22 protein-coding genes are annotated in these 22,016 nt (G+C 41.4%); 12 read left to right on the top strand and 10 right to left on the bottom strand.

Translation table 11 applies throughout. The features are described 5' to 3' along the window. Window positions 1–437 precede the first annotated feature (437 nt). Window positions 438–872, top strand: a complete 435-nt coding sequence (slyA, locus tag PR833_RS07245) for a transcriptional regulator SlyA (protein ID WP_036940025.1) — start codon at window positions 438–440, stop codon at window positions 870–872. 495 nt (window positions 873–1,367) lie between these two features. Here slyA and PR833_RS07240 read toward each other — a convergent pair whose 3' ends face one another. Further along, a complete protein-coding gene (locus PR833_RS07240) occupies window positions 1,368–1,835 on the bottom strand; it encodes a glycine zipper 2TM domain-containing protein (RefSeq protein WP_014658229.1) in 468 nt (155 codons plus the stop codon). A gap of 542 nt (window positions 1,836–2,377) precedes the next feature. On the opposite strand from PR833_RS07240, the gene anmK reads away from it, so the two are divergent. The 4 genes from anmK to pdxY all read left to right on the top strand — a co-directional run bounded on the left by anmK (window position 2,378) and on the right by pdxY (window position 6,711). Continuing rightward, entirely contained in the window at window positions 2,378–3,496 is a 1,119-nt protein-coding gene (gene anmK, locus PR833_RS07235) for an anhydro-N-acetylmuramic acid kinase (protein ID WP_041705626.1), read from the top strand. Between the two features lie 24 nt (window positions 3,497–3,520). Continuing rightward, entirely contained in the window at window positions 3,521–4,174 is a 654-nt protein-coding gene (gene pdxH / locus PR833_RS07230) for a pyridoxamine 5'-phosphate oxidase (protein ID WP_004919212.1), read from the top strand. 160 nt (window positions 4,175–4,334) lie between these two features. Continuing rightward, window positions 4,335–5,609, top strand: a complete 1,275-nt coding sequence (gene tyrS, locus PR833_RS07225) for a tyrosine--tRNA ligase (RefSeq protein WP_004919214.1) — start codon at window positions 4,335–4,337, stop codon at window positions 5,607–5,609. Between the two features lie 238 nt (window positions 5,610–5,847). Then, a complete protein-coding gene (pdxY, locus tag PR833_RS07220; protein WP_014658231.1) occupies window positions 5,848–6,711 on the top strand; it encodes a pyridoxal kinase PdxY in 864 nt (287 codons plus the stop codon). A gap of 54 nt (window positions 6,712–6,765) precedes the next feature. Here the strand turns inward: pdxY and gstA are convergent, their stop codons facing one another. Further along, window positions 6,766–7,371: a glutathione transferase GstA gene (gene gstA, locus PR833_RS07215; RefSeq protein ID WP_014658232.1), complete on the bottom strand. Its 606-nt coding sequence runs from the start codon at window positions 7,369–7,371 to the stop codon at window positions 6,766–6,768. A 249-nt stretch (window positions 7,372–7,620) separates the two neighbouring features. Between gstA and PR833_RS07210 the strand changes: the two genes are divergently transcribed. Next, entirely contained in the window at window positions 7,621–8,487 is an 867-nt protein-coding gene (locus tag PR833_RS07210) for a DUF817 domain-containing protein (RefSeq protein WP_004919221.1), read from the top strand. A gap of 64 nt (window positions 8,488–8,551) precedes the next feature. Here the strand turns inward: PR833_RS07210 and fabI are convergent, their stop codons facing one another. The 8 genes from fabI to pspF all read right to left on the bottom strand — a co-directional run bounded on the left by fabI (window position 8,552) and on the right by pspF (window position 17,346). Next, a complete protein-coding gene (gene fabI / locus PR833_RS07205) occupies window positions 8,552–9,340 on the bottom strand; it encodes an enoyl-ACP reductase FabI (RefSeq protein WP_004919224.1) in 789 nt (262 codons plus the stop codon). Between the two features lie 150 nt (window positions 9,341–9,490). Next, window positions 9,491–10,294 (bottom strand): putrescine export ABC transporter ATP-binding protein SapF, encoded by an 804-nt coding sequence (gene sapF, locus PR833_RS07200; protein WP_272525994.1) that lies wholly within the window; start codon window positions 10,292–10,294, stop codon window positions 9,491–9,493. Further along, on the bottom strand, window positions 10,294–11,289 hold the full coding sequence (sapD, locus tag PR833_RS07195) for a putrescine export ABC transporter ATP-binding protein SapD (RefSeq protein ID WP_004919228.1): 996 nt from the start codon (window positions 11,287–11,289) through the stop codon (window positions 10,294–10,296). The genes sapF and sapD overlap by 1 nt, the downstream gene beginning before the upstream one ends. Next, the gene (gene sapC, locus PR833_RS07190) at window positions 11,289–12,179 is read right to left on the bottom strand and encodes a putrescine export ABC transporter permease SapC (RefSeq protein ID WP_004919231.1); all 891 of its coding nucleotides are present in this window, start codon (window positions 12,177–12,179) and stop codon (window positions 11,289–11,291) included. Before sapC ends, sapD begins: the two co-directional genes overlap by 1 nt. Then, window positions 12,166–13,131 (bottom strand): putrescine export ABC transporter permease SapB, encoded by a 966-nt coding sequence (gene sapB, locus PR833_RS07185; protein ID WP_272525993.1) that lies wholly within the window; start codon window positions 13,129–13,131, stop codon window positions 12,166–12,168. The genes sapC and sapB overlap by 14 nt, the downstream gene beginning before the upstream one ends. Window positions 13,132–13,133: 2 nt before the next feature. Next, on the bottom strand, window positions 13,134–14,807 hold the full coding sequence (gene sapA / locus PR833_RS07180) for an ABC transporter substrate-binding protein SapA (RefSeq protein WP_004919235.1): 1,674 nt from the start codon (window positions 14,805–14,807) through the stop codon (window positions 13,134–13,136). Between the two features lie 366 nt (window positions 14,808–15,173). Continuing rightward, window positions 15,174–15,782, bottom strand: coding sequence for a hypothetical protein (locus tag PR833_RS07175; RefSeq protein WP_004919238.1), 609 nt, complete (start codon window positions 15,780–15,782; stop codon window positions 15,174–15,176). A gap of 550 nt (window positions 15,783–16,332) precedes the next feature. Further along, window positions 16,333–17,346, bottom strand: a complete 1,014-nt coding sequence (gene pspF / locus PR833_RS07170; protein WP_004919240.1) for a phage shock protein operon transcriptional activator — start codon at window positions 17,344–17,346, stop codon at window positions 16,333–16,335. Window positions 17,347–17,630: 284 nt separating this feature from the next. Between pspF and pspA the strand changes: the two genes are divergently transcribed. The 6 genes from pspA to PR833_RS07140 all read left to right on the top strand — a co-directional run bounded on the left by pspA (window position 17,631) and on the right by PR833_RS07140 (window position 21,808). Then, window positions 17,631–18,302 carry a phage shock protein PspA gene (gene pspA, locus PR833_RS07165; protein ID WP_004919242.1) on the top strand — a complete coding sequence of 224 codons (672 nt, stop codon included), beginning with the start codon at window positions 17,631–17,633 and terminating at the stop codon, window positions 18,300–18,302. 80 nt (window positions 18,303–18,382) lie between these two features. Beyond that, window positions 18,383–18,613 carry an envelope stress response membrane protein PspB gene (pspB, locus tag PR833_RS07160; protein WP_004919244.1) on the top strand — a complete coding sequence of 77 codons (231 nt, stop codon included), beginning with the start codon at window positions 18,383–18,385 and terminating at the stop codon, window positions 18,611–18,613. After that, window positions 18,613–18,966: an envelope stress response membrane protein PspC gene (gene pspC, locus PR833_RS07155; RefSeq protein WP_014658236.1), complete on the top strand. Its 354-nt coding sequence runs from the start codon at window positions 18,613–18,615 to the stop codon at window positions 18,964–18,966. Before pspB ends, pspC begins: the two co-directional genes overlap by 1 nt. An 89-nt stretch (window positions 18,967–19,055) precedes the next feature. Further along, the gene (locus PR833_RS07150; RefSeq protein WP_004919249.1) at window positions 19,056–19,238 is read left to right on the top strand and encodes a hypothetical protein; all 183 of its coding nucleotides are present in this window, start codon (window positions 19,056–19,058) and stop codon (window positions 19,236–19,238) included. Between the two features lie 120 nt (window positions 19,239–19,358). After that, entirely contained in the window at window positions 19,359–20,756 is a 1,398-nt protein-coding gene (locus PR833_RS07145) for a YcjX family protein (protein WP_272525992.1), read from the top strand. Continuing rightward, window positions 20,753–21,808: a YcjF family protein gene (locus PR833_RS07140; RefSeq protein ID WP_004919253.1), complete on the top strand. Its 1,056-nt coding sequence runs from the start codon at window positions 20,753–20,755 to the stop codon at window positions 21,806–21,808. Before PR833_RS07145 ends, PR833_RS07140 begins: the two co-directional genes overlap by 4 nt. The last annotated feature ends 208 nt before the right edge of the window (window positions 21,809–22,016 follow it).

The following is a 22,016-nucleotide window of genomic DNA, read 5'->3' as shown; positions in this document are numbered from 1 at the left end:
ATCCTTCAATTAAATTTTAGTTATTCAAAATAATAATCAAATAAGGACAAAGCTACCGAAAATGGCATGATTTTAAGATTAACTATATTTAATTGTTTTTAAAGGAGTAATCGGCAATTGTCTTTTTTATTGTTAATTGTAATTACTATAAGGGTTAAAATAGATAGATTCGAAAGAGGAGTAAGGCTATTCTTATTAACAAGATCATTGATAGTCTATGTGAGTAAATAAAACGATGTTTAATATATAAAATGAGTGGATTTAATGGGTGATTAAAATCACAAATCAAATGATTGACTATGACTATAAATAGGTATTTATCATGGTTTTTTCTAATAATTAGTTGTCATAGCAAGAAGGAGTGAATATATAATTTAAAGAATAATTTATGGGTTGTATATTTGTTGGGCAGAATAGTGTTATATAAGGAGGGAACATTGGAGTCACAAATAGGAGCTGATTTATCACGTGTTGTACGCATGTGGAGATCACTGATTGATCATCGTTTGAAACCACTTAAGCTAACGCAAACGCATTGGATTACGTTACATAATATTAGCCAGCTACCGCCGGAGCAGTCGCAAATTCAACTTGCAAAAGCGATTGGTATTGAGCAACCTTCATTAGTGAGAACGTTAGATCAGTTAGAGGAAAAAAAACTGATTTCTCGTCACACTTGTGCGAATGACCGTCGTGCAAAAAGAATAAAACTGACACCTGAGTCTGAGCCATTTATCAAAACAGTTGATGAGGTAATTGATAATACACGCAAAGAGATTTTAGGAAATATTACACAGGATGAACTGGGTCAGTTATCATTATTGTTACTGAAATTAGAGAAAAATATTTTACGATTACAAGGAGATTTATAATTAGTGAAATTATTAATGAGCTAAGTACATTATTAAACTTTAAATCATTATGACAAGATTAATTATCTATTTTATTGATAGAACTTTTCTTCTGATTTTTTCGCCTAATAAATTAGTATGGAACTAAATTATTGGCTTTATTTATTGTTTGATGATAAATCATTTTTATTTTAACTGATTTATAAGATAGAAGGGTGTTTAAAGTTTACTGCTGTTAACTTGAGTAGCAAGTGATACTTTTTAGATTAATTGTGTTTTGAGGAACAAATCAAACAGCGTAAAAATAATCATTGGAATTTAAGCAAACATTAATATTTGTCAGTTATTTACAGATGTTCAACGGTTTGTTGGTACTGCATAAGATGTCAAATCCAAAGTCCAATAAGGAAGTGAAACTGTAGATGTATGATGACTACACAACAATGGTTTAGGTAACCTTAAAATTAAGAAGATATGTTCACCGGTCAGAATTTTGCCGGTGAACATATACTAAGATTAACGTGGAGAAACAGTGACCGTGCCGCCACTATTTGCAATCATGACACGTTGGCCAGAACGGAAAACACTTGGATCTTGTTTTTGAACGACGACAATGTTTTTGCCGCTATCAAGACGGATCTCTAACTGTACACCTTGGCTTCTATTCAGCGCACCTTGGGCTTCTTGGCCTGCTAAACCACCCGCAATAGCCCCCGCAGCGGTTGCAAGCGTTTTACCAGAGCCGCCACCAATGGTGTTACCCAATAGGCCGCCTAGTACCGCACCACCAATTGCACCGATAACGTTTCCATCATCACCTGCTTGGATAGTAACAGGGCGAGCATTAAGCACAGTGCCGTAAGTCACAGTCTGTACTTGTTTCGCGTCTTTAGCTGAAATAGTATCACCAGAAAGTGTACTGGTATTGACACAGCCAGATAATACAGTGACTGCTACAACACCGACGAAAACTTTCTTAAGCATAATTACTCCTATGAGACTTGCTGTCTGTGGCACTAACATAGCATTGGATTGTTGTTTTAACCATAATCACAATATGAAGACGACCATTATGATGTAGGGCTAAAACGGGTATCAGACTACTGATTTTGTTTTAAACAAAGTGTAAACACTAGGTAAAATATCTCAAAGTAGGAAATATTTCATAAAGTAAGGCACACTTTGTTAAATGTTTCCATTAAATAAATTGACGATACAAATATCATTGTGTGTTAATTGCACAAAAATTGTTCTAATTACCCAATGACGACCCTTGTTTGCATTGATAAATACCTTAGCTTGTTAATTATACTATAACTTATAATTGGCTAGGTAGATATTCGAGCGCCCAAATAACCTTATTGTCGATATTTTAAACGTAAAATCGCTAGGATCCGTGTACTGACTTTTTTTCTGCGAGTCAGCCCGAGAAATTACAATGTGTGGTTGACAAACTCCCTCATCAAAGCACAATCTTTTGAAGCTTAAATTCACAAAGCGTTATGCAACCTAAAGGAACAATAATGATAAAGTCAGGTCGTTATATAGGGATTATGTCAGGAACCAGCTTAGATGGGGTTGATGTTGTTCTTGCAGCGATTAGCGATAAATTTGTTGCTGAGCAATTAAGCATTAGTGTTGCGTTTCCTGTGGAGCTAAAAAAAAGAATTCTTAATATTTGCCAAGGCCAAGAAACCACATTATCTGAAATAGGAAAAATTGACCGTGAATTAGGGTCACTTTATGCCGATGCTGTGAATCAATTATTGGCGAAAGCCGGCATTCCCGCAAAAGATATCATTGCAATTGGTTGTCATGGGCAAACCGTCTGGCATGAACCCGATGGCCCGCAACCTTTTACCACACAACTGGGCGATAACAATAGAGTTGCCGCATTAACAGGCATTACGACGGTGGGGGATTTTAGGCGTCGCGATATGGCCTATGGTGGACAGGGGGCTCCATTAGTACCTGCATTCCACTTGGCAGTATTAGGCCATGCAATAGAAAAAAGAATTATATTAAATATTGGTGGCATATCGAACATTACCGCTTTACTGCCGGGGGCTTATGTCAAAGGTTACGATACCGGGCCTGGTAATATGTTGATGGACACATGGATATGGCGTCATAAACAGTGTGCATACGATGAAAATGGTCATTGGGCGAGTACAGGTACGGTACATCAACCTTTGCTCAAGGCGATGTTACGTGATCCGTACTTCCGGCGGTCGGCACCAAAAAGCACAGGGCGTGAATATTTTAATATGCAATGGTTAGATAAGCACTTATCTGACTTTCCTGATATTTTGCCTCAAGATGTGCAAGCGACTTTATGTGAATTAACCGCCGCGTCAATTGCCGAGCAGATTTTACTGTGTGGCGGCTGTGAACGTTTAATTGTTTGTGGGGGTGGTGCAAAAAATAGCTTTTTGATGCAGCGCCTAGCGGCTTTGCTTCCGGGGACAGAGGTGGGGCCAAGTGATAAATATGGTTTAAGCGGTGATGATATGGAAGCATTAGCTTTCGCATGGCTGGCTGCTCGAACTATGGCTAATTTGCCGGGGAATCTTGCATCCGTGACAGGCGCTGAACGTGAAACGGTGTTAGGTGCGATTTATCCCGCGAATATCGATGAAAAATAATTGCGTTAAGGAAATAAGTAAACGATGAATGACGCACAAAATTTAGAGTTAGCAGCATTACGCCGTGAATACACGAAAGGTGGTTTAAGGCGATCTGACTTAACGGCTGACCCACTAGATCTGTTTGAGAAGTGGTTAAAACAGGCCTGTGAAGCGAATTTAAGTGACCCTACTGCAATGTGTGTTGCGACTGTTGATGAAACAGGTCAGCCGTATCAACGTATTGTTTTGTTAAAGCACTTCGATGAAAAAGGGTTGGTCTTTTATACCAACATGGGGAGCCGAAAAGCGCAGCATTTAGGAAAAAACAATAAAGTCAGCTTACATTTCCCATGGTATCCACTTGAGCGCCAAGTGAGTTTTTTAGGGGTGGCAGAGCGTTTAAACCCTATTGAGGTCGTCAAGTATTTCCATAGTCGTCCAAAAGATAGCCAGATTGCGGCTTGGGCATCTCAGCAATCATCCAGAATTTCAGCGCGTAGCATTTTGGAAGGTAAATTTTTAGAACTAAAACAAAAGTTCCAAAATGGCGAAGTGCCACTACCGAGTTTTTGGGGTGGTTTCCGTGTGGTATTCAATAGTGTTGAGTTCTGGCAAGGGGGAGCCAACCGGTTACATGACCGTTTTATTTATCAGCGAGACGGGGATGGCTGGAAAATTGATAGATTAGCGCCGTAATTAAATGTTTTTTAGCTGGCACTTCACAGCTAGGCGCTTTATGCTATAGGTTCGTTTACGAAAACTGACAAGCGACACCTACGAGATTGGGTAATCACTCCCCAGCTCGAGGTCATTTTACTAAAAATAGATAGACAAAATTCAACTGATGGAGTCATTGATGTCTAGCAATAACCTGATTAAACAATTGCAAGAGCGGGGCCTCGTTGCCCAGGTAACGGATGAGGATGCGTTAGCAGAGAGACTGGCGCAAGGCCCTATCTCTCTCTATTGCGGCTTCGACCCTACCGCCGACAGCTTGCACTTGGGACATCTGGTTCCCTTGCTGTGTTTAAAACGATTCCAACTAGCCGGGCACAAGCCTGTGGCGTTGGTCGGTGGCGCGACGGGTCTGATTGGCGATCCGAGTTTTAAAGCCTCTGAGCGTAAATTAAATACCGCAGAGACCGTCCAAGAATGGGTAGAAAAAATCCGTAATCAAGTATCGCCTTTCCTAAGTTTTGATTGTGGCGATAACAGCGCTAAATTAGCCAACAACTACGATTGGTTTGGTAAAATGGATGTGCTGACTTTCTTACGTGATATTGGTAAACACTTTTCTGTTAACCAAATGATCAACAAAGAAGCGGTAAAACAACGCCTAAATCGTGATGATGTGGGGATCTCTTTCACTGAGTTTGCTTATAACCTGCTGCAAGGTTATGACTTCGCAAACCTCAATAAAGAGCATGGTGTTGAGTTACAAATTGGTGGTTCTGACCAGTGGGGTAACATTACTTCGGGTATTGATTTGACTCGCCGTTTAAATCAAAACCAAGTATTCGGTATGACTGTACCGTTAATCACCAAATCAGATGGTACTAAATTCGGTAAAACTGAAGGTGGTGCAGTCTGGCTTGATCCTAAGAAAACCAGTCCATACAAATTCTACCAATTCTGGATCAATACGGCTGATGCTGACGTCTATCGCTTCTTAAAATTCTTTACCTTCATGGAATTAAGCGAAATTGATGCACTTGAAGAAGAAGATAAAAACAGCGGTAAAGCGCCACGTGCACAATATGTTTTAGCTGAAAATGTAACTCGACTGGTACATGGTGAAGAAGGTTTAGCCGCGGCGCGTCGTATTACTGAAAGCCTTTTCTCTGGTGCAGTGTCTGATTTGACCGAAGCAGATTTTGAACAACTGGCTCAAGATGGTATGCCATGCATTACACTTGAAAATGGTGCTGACTTACAGCAAGCGCTTGTTGATTCAGAGTTAACGCCTTCACGCGGTCAGGCAAGAACAGCAATTAGTTCAAATGCGGTGGCAGTTAACGGTCAAAAACAGACCGATCCAATGTATGTGTTCAGTGATTCTGATCGCCTGTTTGGGCGTTTCACACTGATCCGTCGTGGTAAGAAAAACGACTGCTTAATCAACTGGAAATAACGCTGACGAACCTTTGTCCTACTAGCCCGAGAAGTTCTCGGGCTATTTGTATTCATCATATTTTTCAGATGGCATGATTGACTAAATATATTGAGTTACTGTGAACATACCTGTTTCTATGAACGTTAGTATTGCCTCATTGGTTGGTCACATCTATTTGGAATTATTTTGAATCTATATACGCAATGGTGAATCACTGATTTCGCTTCATTCGATTTAACAATTCCTTGGGTCTTCCATGAAAAGTGTTCTCTCAATTCAATCCCATGTTGTTTTCGGTCATGCAGGAAACAGTGCGGCTGTCTTTCCTATGTGCCGTATGGGCGTCGATGTATGGCCACTCAACACCGTACAATTTTCCAATCATACGCAGTACCCGCAATGGACGGGCACAGTTTTTCCCGCTCAACATTTAACAGAGATTGTTAGCGGCTTAGCTAAAATTCATAAATTAGACATTTGTGATGCCGTCTTAAGCGGTTATATCGGCTCTGCTGAGCAAGGCAATGATATTCTTGCGATTGTCAAACAAGTCAAAGCAGCAAATCCACAGGCGCTCTATTTTTGTGATCCGGTAATGGGGCATCCAGAGAAAGGATGTATCGTTGCTCCAGGAGTCGCTGAGTTTTTATGTCAACAAGCCTTACAAGCTAGTGACATCATCGCACCTAACCTACTTGAGTTAGAAACACTGTCAGGAAAAACCATTGCAACGGTAGAGCAAGCTGTGGAAGCAGCACGTCAATTATGTTGCAAAGGGCCTAAAATTGTTCTAGTCAAACATCTAAGTCGAGCGGGCTACAGAGCCGATCGTTTTGAAATGATTTTAGTCACCGCAGAGCATAGCTGGCATGTGAGCCGACCTTTGGTTGATTTTGGTGAAAAGCAGCCGGTAGGAGTGGGGGATTTGACGAGTGGTTTGATGCTGGTGAATTTATTAAAAGGTGAAAGTTTGCCTAAAGCTTTAGAGCACGTTGCTGCCGCTGTTTATGAGGTGATGTTACAAACCAAAGTAATGGGTGAGTATGAGCTTCAATTAGTTGCGGCGCAGGATAAGATGGTTACACCAGAACATAAATTCTGTGCAACCGCACTTGATTAAAGTGTGCAAACAAATAGAACAGGTAGCGCTCCATTATGGAGCGCTACAGTAAAATCAGATCAAACCTTCAGCAGCTAATGCTTCTTGGACTTTAGGGCGCTTAGCGACTTTGTCTCGATACTCTGTTAAATGTTTCAGATGAGTAATATCAACACCGACGATTTTTGCCCAGTTACTCACGGTAAATAAATAAGCATCAGCAACAGTAAAGCTGTCATCGGCAAAGAAGGCTTTTTTAGCCAGTACATCATCAACATATTGGAATTTTTTGATGAGTGTCGCTTTAGCCATCTCTTTATACTCATCAGGAGTGCCCGGCGTGAATAAAGGCGCAAAATTCTTATGTAGCTCAGTAGAAATAAAATTCAGAGCCTCCAATTGATGGTAGCGTTTCATCGTACCTGCTGGCGCGATTAGATTTCTATCTTGTTTTTGATCAGCGAGATACTGGACGATCACGGCTCCTTCAGTTAGCTGTTCGCCATCATCTAAGATTAAAGTAGGAACTTGCCCTTTCGGGTTGATAGCTAAGAAATCTTCGCCATTTTCGGTTTTCTTCTCTTTTAAATTGACACGCACAATGCTGAAATCCAGCCCTGTTTCGCGCAAGATAATGTGAGGGGAAAGGGAACAAGCACCGGGAGCATAATACAATTTCATCATAAAACTCCTAAATAGTTATATTGGCAATCAGCAGACTAATATCATCCATAGTATATCATGACGCATGAGAAAGCATTTGCTTTAAGATGTCAGTATTTATTCGTTTTAGAGTAGGCAGATGATTAGATGTAACTTTAGTAAATAATTAAGACTAATGCCTTATCTTTTATTGTGTGGAACTTGTTAGGATCCGCGTTCAAAATCAGCTATTACAGAGTCGCCACTTTATAACGTTAGGCTTGTAACATGGAAAGTATGTGTAACAAATTAAAAATATTAAATAAACTTGATAACGTATTAATGGCGCATACGCCTAATCAGAGTACTGGATTTAAGCGTTTTGTTTTAGAATTTTGGTTTTTTGGCTTAATCAATGCGCGCTCATGCTTATTTGCGGGCTTCTTTTTTTTAGCATTGTTTCTTGTTCCTGTTAAAGGGCTATTTGGTTTACCTCGCTATGATATTTTACTGGTGTTTGCAGTACTATTTCAGGCTTTTCTTGTTTGGTCAAAGTTAGAGACTTGGGATGAGCTAAAAGCGATTTGTGTTTTTCATTTAGTGGGGTTTATCATGGAGTTGTTTAAAACTTCAGCGACAATAGCCTCGTGGCAATACCCCGATGAAGCCTATAGTAAACTGTGGGGAGTTCCTCTATTTACAGGATTTATGTATGCGGCTGTTGGTAGTTATATTATTCAGTCGTGGCGTTTTTTTAAAGTGCGTATTGAGCATTACCCACCTTATTGGATGGCAACATTGGTGGCTTTAGCGATATACATTAATTTTTTTAGCCATCATTATATTGATGATTACCGTTGGTATTTAACGGCTTTTATTTTTGGCCTATATGCACGTAGTACCGTTTTTTATACTCCCTTAGATAAAGAGCGGCGAATGCCATTATTACTTGCGTTTATGCTGATCGGCTTTTTTATTTGGTTAGCGGAAAATTTCGGAACCTTTTTTGGGGTTTGGCAATACCCGAACCAAATTGGTGCGTGGTCGGTTGTGCATGCAGGGAAGTGGGGAGCTTGGTCTTTATTAGTCATTGTGACTTTTACGATTGTCGTTCATCTTAAACATATTAAGGCGAATGTCACAATCGCTCGTTAAATGCGGTTGTTTTTAAAAGCAAAACGCCATCCGGAGATGGCGTTTGTCATCAATCAACTAAAACTTATTTAAGTTCCAGTTCATTCATTGCGGCAATGCTGAAACCACCATCAACATGTACGACTTCACCAGTAATACCTGCTGCAAGATTTGAGCTTAGGAATGCCGCTGTATTACCCACGTCTTCGATAGTGACTGTACGACGAATTGGCGTTACAGCTTCGCAGTGTGCCAGCATTTTACGGAAGTCTTTGATACCTGATGCCGCGAGTGTACGGATTGGGCCTGCTGAAACCGCGTTGACACGGATACCTTGAGGACCCATTGCATTTGCCATATAACGAACGTTAGCTTCTAAAGAGGCTTTAGCAAGACCCATTACGTTATAGTTAGGAATAGCGCGCTCAGCACCTAAATAGGTAAGCGTCAGTAAAGAAGCATCTGGGTTTAGCATGTTACGGCATGCTTTTGCCATCGCAACAAAACTGTATGCACTGATATCGTGAGCGATACGGAAACCATCACGTGTTACCGCGTCAACATAATCGCCGTCAAGCTGATCTGCTGGTGCAAAGCCGATTGAGTGGACAAAGCCATCAAATTTAGGCCAGGATTTTCCTAATTCAGCAAACATAGCGTCAATACTTGCATCAACAGCAACATCACACTCAAGAACGATGTTAGAGTTTAAAGATGCAGCAAACTCTTCGACACGAGGTTTTAATTTTTCGTTTTGATAAGTGAACGCCAGTTCAGCGCCTTGTTCATGCATTGCTTTAGCAATACCGTATGCAATTGATAATTTACTGGCAACGCCAGTGATTAGAATGCGTTTGCCGGTTAAAAAACCCATAGTATTATCCTTGTTTATTTTCTATTGAAAACGCGAATATAACAGAAGACACCGTGTCTTGGGTAGTTTTCGCATTTTTTATTGACGAATCGTCGATATCTTACCATGTATTGCATAAAGAAGGGTATTTTGCTGTTCTCCTCGGAGCAGTCAAATATCCTGTCGCCATGCTTCAATGGATAAAGGTTCGCCGAAATGGCTCTCAATCAATCGACGGGTGACATCATGAAGTGGTGACGCTAGCACTTCAGCAGTATTTCCGCGCTCGACGACAACCCCTTTATCCATGACTAACATTTTATCGCTAATATGCTTCATCATTCCTAAATGCTGCGTGACATAAATGTAAGCAATATCCTGCTTTGCCTGCAACTCCAACATCAGATTGATAATTTGTGAACGCATTGACATATCTAAGGAGGCCAATGCTTCATCCGCAATAATAATTTCAGGCTGTAAAATTAGCGCTCTTGCCAATGCGACACGCTGCTTTTGGCCTGACGCAAGCATATGAGGGTAATATTCTGCATGATCGGCCAATAGACCCACTTGGCGAAGCGTTTGAATAATACGGCGCTCTCGCTCAATACCGGTCAGTTCCGTGTTCAGCTTTAGTGGTAATTCAAGGGTTTGACCAATACGTTGGCGAGGGTTTAGCGAGGTGCTGGGATCTTGGAATATCATACGGATACGCTGGCTACGGTAACTGTAGTCACCATAACTGAGGCGGTGACCGCGGATCATAATCTCGCCTGCGGTCGGCTCCGTGACGCCGGATAACATACGAGCAAGGGTTGATTTCCCCGAACCGTTGGCACCAATAATGGCTAATGTCTGGCCTGCCTGTAAGTTAAAGCTCAATGGTTTCACCGCTTCTAATTCATAACGGTGGAATAGCCCCTCGCGAAAACGAAAAGTTTTGGTGAGATTGCGAACCTCAAGTAACGTTTCCATCAGGATGGTTCCTCCGTATTTAGCGGATAATGACAGGCAAACAGATGGTTTTTGATATTACGTAGAGGTGGAGCCACGATACATGTCCGTTGTGCATAAGGGCAGCGGGGGCCAAGGCGACAGCCAATTGGAAGATGTTCCAGCGATGGGATGGCGCCCGGAAGGGTATTTAATCGGCCTTTATGGGGAATCGGGCTTTCAAAATCAGGTATTGAACGAATCAGTGCTTGTGTATAGGGGTGGCGAGGACGTTGCAAAATATCCTCTGGTGTTGCGCTTTCAACAGTTTGACCACAATAAAGCACGTTAATTCTATCCACGAGTTTTGACATCATTTCCATATCATGGCTGATCAACAAGATAGTCATATTATTGTTTTGATTAAGCTTATCGAGCAGTCGGAAAATTTGCGCTTGGGTAGTGGACTCCATCGCATTGGTTGGCTCATCGGCTATCAATAAACGTGGCTGATTCGCAATTGCAATGGCTATCATGACTTTTTGGCATTCACCATCAGTAAGTTCATAAGGGTAGCTACGCATAATGTCTTTATGATCTTTGATCCCCACGCGGTGTAATAATTCGATGGCTCGGCGCTTACGCCAATTAAAACGTTGCCACCAACGACCTTTATAAGTCCAGCCTGGGATAGCCTGTATCAATTGCTTGCCAATATTTTCGGCGGGGTCGAGACAAGATTGCGGCTCTTGGAAAATCATCGAAATATTATGACCGATCAACCGACGACGCTTACGAGGGCTAAGTTTAAGTAAGTCAATATCTTGGAAACGAAAGCGGTCGGCGGTAACGCGGATATTATCTTTGGTGACGCCACAAATGGCTTTGGCAATGAGACTTTTGCCTGAGCCAGACTCACCAACTAAGCCACGGACTTCCCCCTCAGTAAGGGTCATCGAAATACGGTCAACGGCTTTGACTGGGCCGTTGGCTGTCATAAATTCAATGGTCAAATTGCGGATGTCTAACAATGGCATTATTCAACCCCCGCATTGATTGCTCGGTGTAAGCCATCACCGAGTAAATTGACGAATAAGACACTTATCATAATCGCTGCACCGGGCAAAATGACTGACCAAGGGGCGACATAGATAAGCTCTAAACTATCCCCTAACATGGCTCCCCACTCAGAAGAGGGCAACTGTGCACCCAGATCAAGAAAGCCCAGCGCGGCAATATCCAAAATAGCGATAGAAAGTGCTCTCGTCAGCTCTGTTACCAAGATAGGGGTAATGTTAGGTAATACGGTATACCACAAAATAAAAATATTTGATGCGCCGTCAAGCCTAGCAGCAACAATATACTCTTTATCTAGCTCATCGTGAACAGCAACATAAATTGTTCTCACCATGCGAGGGATCAGGGCTAAGCAGATTGCGAGCATAGCATTTTGTAAACTCGCGCCCATGAATGCAACCACGATAATGGCAAGTAACAAAGACGGGATGGATAACAATGTATCAAGTATATGGTTGAAAACCGCTGACTTTAAGCCCCGTGTCATCCCTGCTAGACAGCCTAATATCAGGCCTATTAGGGTGGCAATAAAAGTGATTAATAATGCTGCGCCGAACGTCGATTTTGTGCCCAAAATGAGGCGGCTTAGGATATCCCTGCCGAGGTCGTCAGTACCTAGGAAAAAGGCGACATTACCATAGTGAGACCAAGAAGGCGGTAATAATTGGTAACCTAAGAATTGCTGATCGATGGTATAGGGCGCGATATAAGGGCCAATAAAAGAGAGCGCCAATAAAAATAGCACGCCATAGAAACCGATCATCGAGAGAATATCAGATGAAAAAATATTCCAGACAACCCGCGTAGGGGAAGGCATCTTCTGTTCACGATAAAAATTATCTGAGGACATACCAATCCTTATGTTTTAACGGATCCATCATTGCCCCTAAAATATCAGACAGTACGTTAACGGTAATCACTAAGGCCCCAATCAACATGACGCCAGCAGAAATAGCAGAGTAGTCTTGTTGGCGGATGGCGGTGACTAACCAACGCCCCAGTCCTGGCCAGTTAAATACCAATTCGGTCACCATGGTCAGTGTTAACATGGTAGAGAATTGTAGGCCTAATTTAGGGATAATTGGCGGGATCGCATTGTGGAAAATATGACGACGGATAATGGTAAGTCGTGATAACCCACGCGTTGCAGCCGCTTTAATGTAATTTTCACTGGCTATCTCTTCAGTACTATTTCGAACTAAACGAATGACCTCGGTAGTCGGAGCCAGAGCCAGTGTTAATACAGGTAAAATCATATGTTCGAGTACGTTTATGATCATTTGTTGGCGATAAGGTGAGTCGGAAAGCCAAGCATCAATTAATGCAAAACCTGTAACAGATTTTAGATTATAGAGAAGATCAATACGCCCAGACACTGGCAGCCAGCCTAATCGTAGTGAGAAAAACAGTGTCAAGACTAACGCTAACACAAAGACGGGTACAGAAAAGCCAAGTAATGCAAAGGTGCTGATTGCAATATCTGCGGGTTTATTTCGCCAAAAGGCGGCAATCATCCCTAAAGGAATACCGACGATCAGGGCAAACATAAAGGCTAAAATACACAATTCCATTGTTGCAGGGAACGTGTCTTTTAATTGCTCTGTAATGGGTTCGCCATTAATACTGGAAACGTCAAAATCAAAGTGGAGTAGACCATCGAAATAAAATAGATAAGCATCAATAAGCGATGCGCCGCTTAAAGGCGCATTAGGCGTGAAATAGCTGAGGCTAAAGCTCACCAAAGAGAGAAAAAAAACGGTGACTAACAGCAAAAGTAAACGACGCAGCGAATAGATGATCATGGTTACTGTTCCTGTTTATGACCTGTTTTTTGGCTATTTTCATTCATATCTCTGTACACGCCTGCAAATGAAGTATTACCAAATGCACTGATCACGAGGCCCTTCATATCAAAGCGATAGGCTTGCAAACGTAAAGAGTAAGCGAGAGGTAAAACAGGCAAATCATCGCTCAGTAGCTGTTGGGCTTGATGATAGTAATCAATACGGGCGGCAAGTTGCTCCGTTAACAGTGCTTTATGCAGTATTTCGTCAAAAGCAGGGCTGCACCAATGACTTAGGTTGGTTTGAGAAGCTATCGCGGCACAACTCAGCAAAGGACGGAAGAAACTGTCTGGGTCGTTACTGTCGGTCGCCCAACCCGCTAAAGTCATATCATGGGAGCGATCCATTAATTGGTTCTCTTGAAAACGGCCTTCGACAGAGCGAATATTCATGATAATGCCTACTTGCGCCAAATCAGCTTGGATAAGCTCAGCCATTTTTAATGGGCTAGGGTTATACGATTGTGATGAAACAGGTACCCAAAGGTCAAGTTGCAAGTTTTCCAGTCCTAGCTCTTGTAACATTTTTTTGGCTAACTCGGGGTTATAATCAGTCACTTTGGCTTGATTATCATAGGCCCAAGAAGCTCGTGGCAAAATCGAAGCGGCAGTTTCTGCTGTGCCGTAGTAGATAGATTGCATCAAGCGATCATTATTAATGGCATAAGCGATGGCTTGGCGCACTTTGAGTTGGTCCAAAGGGGGCTTGCTGGTATTGAAAGCCAAATATGCGATATTCATGCCTGAACGCATTGATAGGCGTAGACGTGGGTCATCACGTAACACTGACAATTGGCTGGCGGCAGGGTAAGCCAACACATCGCATTCGCCAGTGAGCAATTTTGAGATTCTCCCCGTACCGCCAGCGCCCATATCAATAACCACTTCTTTCATGCGAGGTTCACCCTTCCAGTAGTTATCATTACGAAACAGACGGACAAATTGGCCTGCTTGATAGTCATCAAGGCGAAATGGTCCGGTGCCGACAGGGCGCCAATCAATCATCTCTTGGCGATTAATTTGAGCGAGGTGATCGGCATATTCAGCCGATAAAATAGGCGCATAGTGGGTCGCTAAGTGCCATAGAAAAGAAGCATCAGGGGCATTCAGACGGAATTCAACCGTATAATCATTTAATTTACGAATACTTTGTACGCTATTGGCAAATTGCAAACTATCAAAATAGGGGTAGTGACCGCCATTAATGTAGTGATAAGGATGATTAACTTCAAACATGCGAGCGAAGCTAAAAACAACATCATCGGCATTCATATTACGTGTTGGAGTAAACCACGGTGTTTGTTGAAATTTGACATCTTTACGCAGTGTTAATCGATAAGTTGCGCCATTATCCAGTACCTCCCAGCGTGACGCCACTTCCGGAATTAACCGATAGGTAAAAGGGTCAACATCTAGCAGGCGATCATAAATTTGCGCTGCCAAGGGGTCGACAATTAGGCCACTACTGACTAACTGGGGATTGAAAGTGGTAACAATGCCATTAACACAATAGATAAAACCGTTTTGACGGATGTTTTTGGGAACATCATTCGCCGCAGTATCCTGATATGACACATCGTTAGCCTGAGCGACCAGTGAAAAAGTAAATAGAAGCCAAAGAATTATTAAGCGCATAGCACTGATATCGTTAACCTTAAATATCCTATTGTAGCGTAAAAAGGGGCTGACAGGATATAAGCAAAAATAGTGTTTATTTTTAGGACAAGCAGGGCCGTCATGAATAGAAAACAGTCTGAAAAAGGAAAATAATATTATTAAAATTCATCTAATTATACTTAAATGAGAAAAAATCTCATTAAACCGCTTTACAAATGGTACTGATAACTATTATCATTCGCTTTGCCTCCTAAGCAAAAAGCTTGTGGTCAGGCATGACATTGCTCACATTGCTTCCAGTGTTTTTTTATAGCCAGCATGGGTGCTGGCTTTTTTTTATCTCAAAATAGATAGATTATACATATCAAAACGGATAAGGGTCGGCTAGTGTATTAACCCAACGGCTTGTAAATCCTTTTCTTCAACATTGCCTTGTAAAGTACACATAATTTTAACCGTGTTATTTTCCTTGTTGGCTTCGATAAAAAACAGTTTTTCAGCGGAATCACCAACAGGGATCAGGCCGCTAACTGGCGTGAGGTTTTTTTGCCAAGGTTCAGAAATCGCATTTCGCATTTTTGAATTGGCGACAAAATAGCCAGCCCCTTCAATCAGGGGGATGTGCTGAGATAAATGTTGAATGACATCTTGTTCTGGCATGGATGTTTCAAACCCCCAGTAATAAAACCTTCCCCCAATCCGGTTATTAGAAATTTCTTTATAACGCTCAAGATCAATAGCAATGGCGATAAAGTGGGTAAGTTCTAAACCATCTTTAGTGGTGTATTGCAAAGGAATATTGATGCCTGATTGACTAAATAATTCAGCGATAGTGATATTTTGGGGGATCATTGCGAATTCTTGGTTATGTTTTATCTCTTCAAAAAAACGACTATCGCATGCAGAAAGTGCTTTTATAATACCGATTGCATGTGCAGAGTAAGTGCAACTTATCAATAAAGAGAATAAAATCATTTTTTTTATGATAGCCATTTTATACCCTCAAAAATATAGCCATAAACAGTGACAAAACGGTCAATGACAAGTAACGTATAAAATAAAAATTAAGTGATTAGCTTTCGTAATGTTAATTAAATTAAACTCAGTTAACTTGATAGCTCTACTTGGAGTTTATTTCACACTTATTAGATGTACGTATATTTACTAATCGAGATGTTAGCCATTTATCCTTTAATGTAATAGTAGAGTGATATATGAAGATTAACAATATTTAAAAAATCACATCGGCTATTTTAGTTCGGTCATTATTTATCTACTCAATTATGTTGTACACAACAAATAAAAATATACGTTCTTACTCCCCCTACGAATAATACTATTAATAGGGAGAAAAGATAGTTTATGGATTAATCACTCATTAATTGCAAATGTGGCTACTATTGCCGAGAAATAGCATTTAAGTACTGTTAAAGACAATCATGCCATGTTCAGTCAGCTTTGTTTTGACGTTGACTGAAACGGATATTTAACACCATAAGAGATAAATAACAGAGCTTTTAATTTATTTTAGTATCATATCGATTTAATTATTAGTTGATAAATTATCAAGATTAATTTGATGTTTTTTAATTAACCCACGTAGCTGATCATAACTTAGAGATAACCGCTGAGCGGCTTTACGCTGATTAAATTGGCTCTGTTGTAAAGCTTGCTCAAGTAATTGTTTTTCACTTTGCTGCTGCCAAAGGCGTAAATCACATGGCAAAGAGGGTAATGATATTTTTTGCTCTGGTATCTTTTCAGGGTTTGAGAGGGCGGCGAGTTTCTCACCAAAAGGGTCAAAAATAATTGTTTCAACAGGCGCATCATTATCTTTATGCCGATAAACGGAACGCTCAACCACATTTTTTAATTCACGAATATTACCCGGCCACGGATATTGCTCTAACGCTTGCTGTGCTTTTGGACTAAAGCCGCTGAAATATGGGCGTTTGAGTTCACCACACATTGCGATGGCAAAATGTTCGGCTAAGAGCATGATATCGGACACACGCTCACGTAAAGGTGGAATACGGATCACTTCAAAGGCTAACCTATCAAGTAGATCTGCCCGAAAGCGGCCCTCTTTTGCCAATTCAGGTAAATTTGCATTTGTCGCACACACTAAACGCACGTTGACTTTCAGAGATTGACTGCCACCAACACGTTCAAGTTCGCCATATTCAATAACACGAAGAAGCTTTTCTTGTACGGACATAGGCGCAGTAGCAAGTTCATCGAGGAACAGCGTGCCTTTATCTGCCCGTTCGAAACGACCTTGATGGCGTTTTTGAGCGCCCGTAAATGAGCCTGCTTCGTGGCCAAATAATTCAGAATCTAGCAAATTCTCATTGAGTCCACTGCAATTTAGGGAGATAAAGGGTTCTTGCCAACGAGGAGAAAGGTAGTGTAGGCGATCGGCAATTAGCTCTTTACCTGTACCGCGCTCACCAATGACTAATATGGGTTTATTTAGTTGAGCCAGTTCAGACGTCCGTTCAAGTACATCTAAAAAGTTAGATGAGTTACCAATAATTGTATCATTAGTGTTTTTCATGGTTATTTTTACCAATAGTTGGTTTTGTTGGCCTATTTAAAATATAGTCTAGATTGACGCTAATGAATACAAAAATAATTTATTGTTTATAATTCAAATTGTTATGTATTTTTATGAAAGTTGGCACGCTGATTGCAATAAATTAATCGTAATAGAAGGAATGTCCTTGTCACAACGTTATGTGGCGGATGAAAACAGTTAAACGGAGCATCACGTATTGGTTGGAAGCCAAAATCGGGTTGAGGCTCTACTGAATGATAAAATCCATCAAGAGGAAATAAATAATGGGTATTTTTTCACGTTTTGCCGATATCATTAATGCAAATATCGCATCTTTGCTGGACAAAGCAGAGGATCCGCAAAAAATGATCCGCCTGATGATTCAGGAAATGGAAGACATGCTAGTTGAAATCCGTTCGACATCGGCTCGTACTTTAGCAGAGAAAAAAGGTTTAGAGCGTCGTATCGAAATGGGCGAAAAGCAAGTCGCTGATTGGCAAGAAAAAGCGGAATTGGCTCTTGTGAAAGATAAAGAAGATCTTGCGCGTGCCGCATTGATTGAAAAGCAAAAAGTCAACTCAATGGTTGATACCTTAAAACATGAGCTTATTATTGTTGAAGAGACGCTAACGCGCTTGAAAGGTGAAATCACTGAGCTTGAAAATAAATTGCAAGAAACGCGCGCTAAACAGCAATCCATGATGGTGCGTTTAGAAGCGGCACAATCTAGCCGTAATGTTCGTCGTCAACTCGATAGTGGTAAGTTAGACGAAGCAATGGCACGTTTTGAGCAGTTCGAACGCCGTATTGACCATATGGAAGGTGAAGCTCAGAGCTACGGTATTGGTAAACAAAAATCATTGGAACAACAATTTGCTGAATTGAAAGCAGATGATGAAATTAGTGAACAATTAGCGGCATTAAAGGCTAAAATCAACACTAATAAAGAACAGTAATTTTGTAATCCCTAAACCTTAGCGTAGCGAATGGCTGCGCTAGGGAAGGCGGATACCACCATTTGATATAAGGAAATGTGATGGGCTATGTTTTTCTGTCTCTCGTACTGATTGTTTTTCTCATTTTTATTCTGCCGTTTTGGTTGTGGTTACACTACAACAAACAGAATAACAGGCAGGGGAGCCAGCTAACAGAAAATGAAATCCAACGTTTAACTCAGCTTGCAGAGCAGACACAACGTATGCAACAGCGCATTAAAACGTTGGAAGATATTCTGGATGCGGAACATCCTAATTGGAGGCAAAAATAATGACCGATTTTCGCAATCGCCAATTATATCGATTAACTGACCGTCGTGTTTTTGGCGGAGTGTGTGCCGGTATCGCACAATTTTTTGATTTACCGGTTGCCTTAGTCAGGGTGATTGCCATATTGGCACTCTTTATGAGCTTTGGATTAACACTGGTCTTATATATCGTCATGTGTTTTGTGCTACCTAAAGCTCCAAGTGGTTATCAAGGTCAAGATGTTAGTGTTGAAGTTTCAAAACTATTTAATGAGATTGATGCACAGTTAAAATCAGGTGAACTACGCTTACGCCAAATAGAGCGCTATGTCACCTCAGATACCTATACCGTTAATAGTAAGTTTCGTCATTTATAATTAATGTGCGCCCTCACATTTCGGGGAATAAGACTTTTGTTTTATTCCCTAAAATGTCTATCCAACGCTTAAATTCATGCGGTGGCACTATGCAAACGAATATTAAACGTAAACTCAAACAACAAGCCAAAAAACAAGCACTCAGTAAAGGGTTGAAGATAGTTGCAACACTTGCCATAACTTATGGGCCAGGAGGTATTCTTGGCAAAATACTCAAAATAGTAGGCAGTAAGTGGGTCATCGGTTATTTAACAAAACGGATAGTAAAATAATCGTATAAAATACAGTGGTTATTGACTGAACCGTATAAAAACAAATTGCACTCAACAAATTAGTGATGCTGAATTTATGCTAAATTAGGCATCAATAATATTTGAGCGAGTGGGAGAAATATGAAACGGCTGCAAAATGAATTGACGGATTTGGTGAATCGTAGTGTCGATCGCCATGTTAGGCTCGCCGTAACTGGGCTGAGTCGTAGTGGAAAGACAGCATTTATTACTTCTCTTGTAAATCAGCTATTAAATGTAAATAGTGGTGCGCGTTTACCGCTATTTTCAGCCGCACGAGATAACCGTTTACTGGGTGTAAAACGGATACCGCAGCGTGACTTTTCGATCCAGCGCTTTACGTATGATGAAGGGATCGCACAATTATATGGTCATCCCCCTCAATGGCCAACGCCGACACGCGGTGTCAGTGAAATACGCTTGAAATTACATTATCGCTCAGAAGACTCATTTTTTCGTCATTTTGTTGATAACTCTTCTTTATATCTGGAAATTATCGATTATCCAGGGGAATGGTTACTCGACCTTCCTATGCTTGATCAAAGCTACTTAGAATGGTCTTCTCAAATGAAGACCTTACAAAAAGGGGAGCGAGGTAAGCTTGCGCAAGCATGGTTAACATTATGTGAGTCATGTGACCCACTCGCACCCGCCGATGAAAATTTACTCGCGGCAATTTCCACGGCCTACACCACGTATTTAGAAGAGTGTAAAGCGCAAGGCCAACATTTTATTCAACCCGGACGTTTTGTACTTCCAGGGGAGCTTGCTGGAGCGCCAGCATTACAGTTTTTTCCATGGCCGAATATCGAAAAATATGGTGAGAAAAAACTGGCGCAAGCCGATAAGCATACCAACATTGGTATGCTACAGCGTCGCTATCAATATTACTGTGAGAATGTTGTAAAAGGCTTTTATAAAGACCATTTTCAACGGTTTGATCGGCAAATTGTTCTGGTGGACTGTTTACAACCTTTAAACAGTGGTCCGGACGCATTTAACGATATGCGCATGGCTCTGACACAGCTAATGCGTAGCTTCCATTATGGTAAACGAACGCTACTAAGACGTATGTTTTCCCCCTGCATAGATAAGTTGCTATTTGCTGCAAGTAAGTCTGACCATGTCACGCCAGATCAACATGCCAACCTAGTGTCGTTATTACAGCAGTTGGTCCAAGAGGCTTGGCAAAACGCAGCATTCGAAGGAATTAGCATTGATTGTATTGGTCTTGCGTCTATCCAAGCCACAGAGAGTGGTATTGTTGATTATCAAGGTGAAAAGCTGCCAGCATTAAAAGGGGAACGTTTGAGCGATGGTCAATTGATGACATTCTATCCAGGGGAGGTTCCAAAAAGGCTTCCGAGTGAAGTCTTTTGGCAAAAGCAGCGGTTTGAGTTTGAAAACTTCCGTCCTCGGCAAACACCGTTAGATCAGCCGTTACCTCATATTCGGATGGACAGTGCACTGGAGTTCTTGTTGGGAGATAAATTGAAATGAATGAACCAATCAAACAACGAGTTGATTTTTCCGAAGAAGATATAGCAGCAGAGGCTGAAAAACTCAGAAAAGCACGCCACTTTGATCCGCAAGAGCAACATAAATTTACGCCCGTAGAAATTGAGGCCGAGCAAGATGAGCAAGAAGGTGAGGTTGAAAGTTTAATTAACGAAGCGCTTAAGCCTAAAAGGAGTTTCTGGCGTAGGCTAGTCGGAACGGCAGTTGGGATTTTTGCTGTGAGTGTGATGGCTCAGTTAGGTATCTGGATCCACACGTCATGGGTCACGCAAGATTGGACTGCATTGGGTACAGCAGCCGCAGGAGGACTAATTGTCGTTGCAGGTGTCGGATCAATTGCCACAGAATGGCGGCGTCTATATCGCTTAAAAGAGCGGGCTCAAGAGCGTGATATTGCAAGGGAATTGCTACACAGCCATGGCATGGGGCAAGGGAAAGTCTTTTGTGAAAAACTGGCAAAACAGTCGGCACTTTCGGAGCAGCATCCCGCAGTGCAACGTTGGCAGGCTACGATACAGGAAACACACAATGACCGTGAAGTGGTTGAGTTGTATAGCAAATTAGTTCAGCCGATTCTTGATGAACAAGCACGTAAAGAGATCAGCCGCTCGTCGGCCGAGTCTGCTCTGATGATTGCGGTTAGCCCACTTGCCATTGTTGATATGGCATTTATTGCATGGAGAAATATTCGCTTAATTAATAGAATTGCTGCAATTTATGGCATTGAATTAGGGTATTACAGCCGCATTCGACTCTTTCGAATGGTATTAATTAACATTGCTTTTGCCGGAGCGTCAGAGCTGATCCGTGAAGTGGGTATGGACTGGTTATCGCAAGATATTACGGCTCGTTTATCTACTCGTGCCGCACAAGGCATTGGTGCAGGGCTATTAACCGCCAGATTAGGGATTAAAGCGATGGAGTTGTGTCGCCCATTGCCGTGGATTGATGATAAACCGCGTTTAGCTGATTTCCGAGGGCAACTGCTGAGCCAAATAAAAAATGCGGTTCCGAGCAAAAAAGACGCTAAATAAAAGTCTCATCGCTGGCAGGTGTGATTGACAGTAAAGTACACTTGCCAGCCTAAAAACAGAAAGTGGTTATCTTTACTACCATCCCTGATTATTACTTGTTGTCGTAATAGCAATTTTTGCCATTTTCCCACGTTGTAAATTATTAGTGTCAACAATATGTGACACATGTGCTGTATTCTTACCGTAAATCAAGCTAAAATATTAGATC

This window comes from Providencia sp. PROV189, from assembly GCF_028480065.1.
GTDB lineage: Bacteria > Pseudomonadota > Gammaproteobacteria > Enterobacterales > Enterobacteriaceae > Providencia > Providencia stuartii.
The sequence above is the reverse complement of the archived record's forward strand: the minus strand, read 5'-3'. Positions and strand labels throughout refer to the sequence as shown.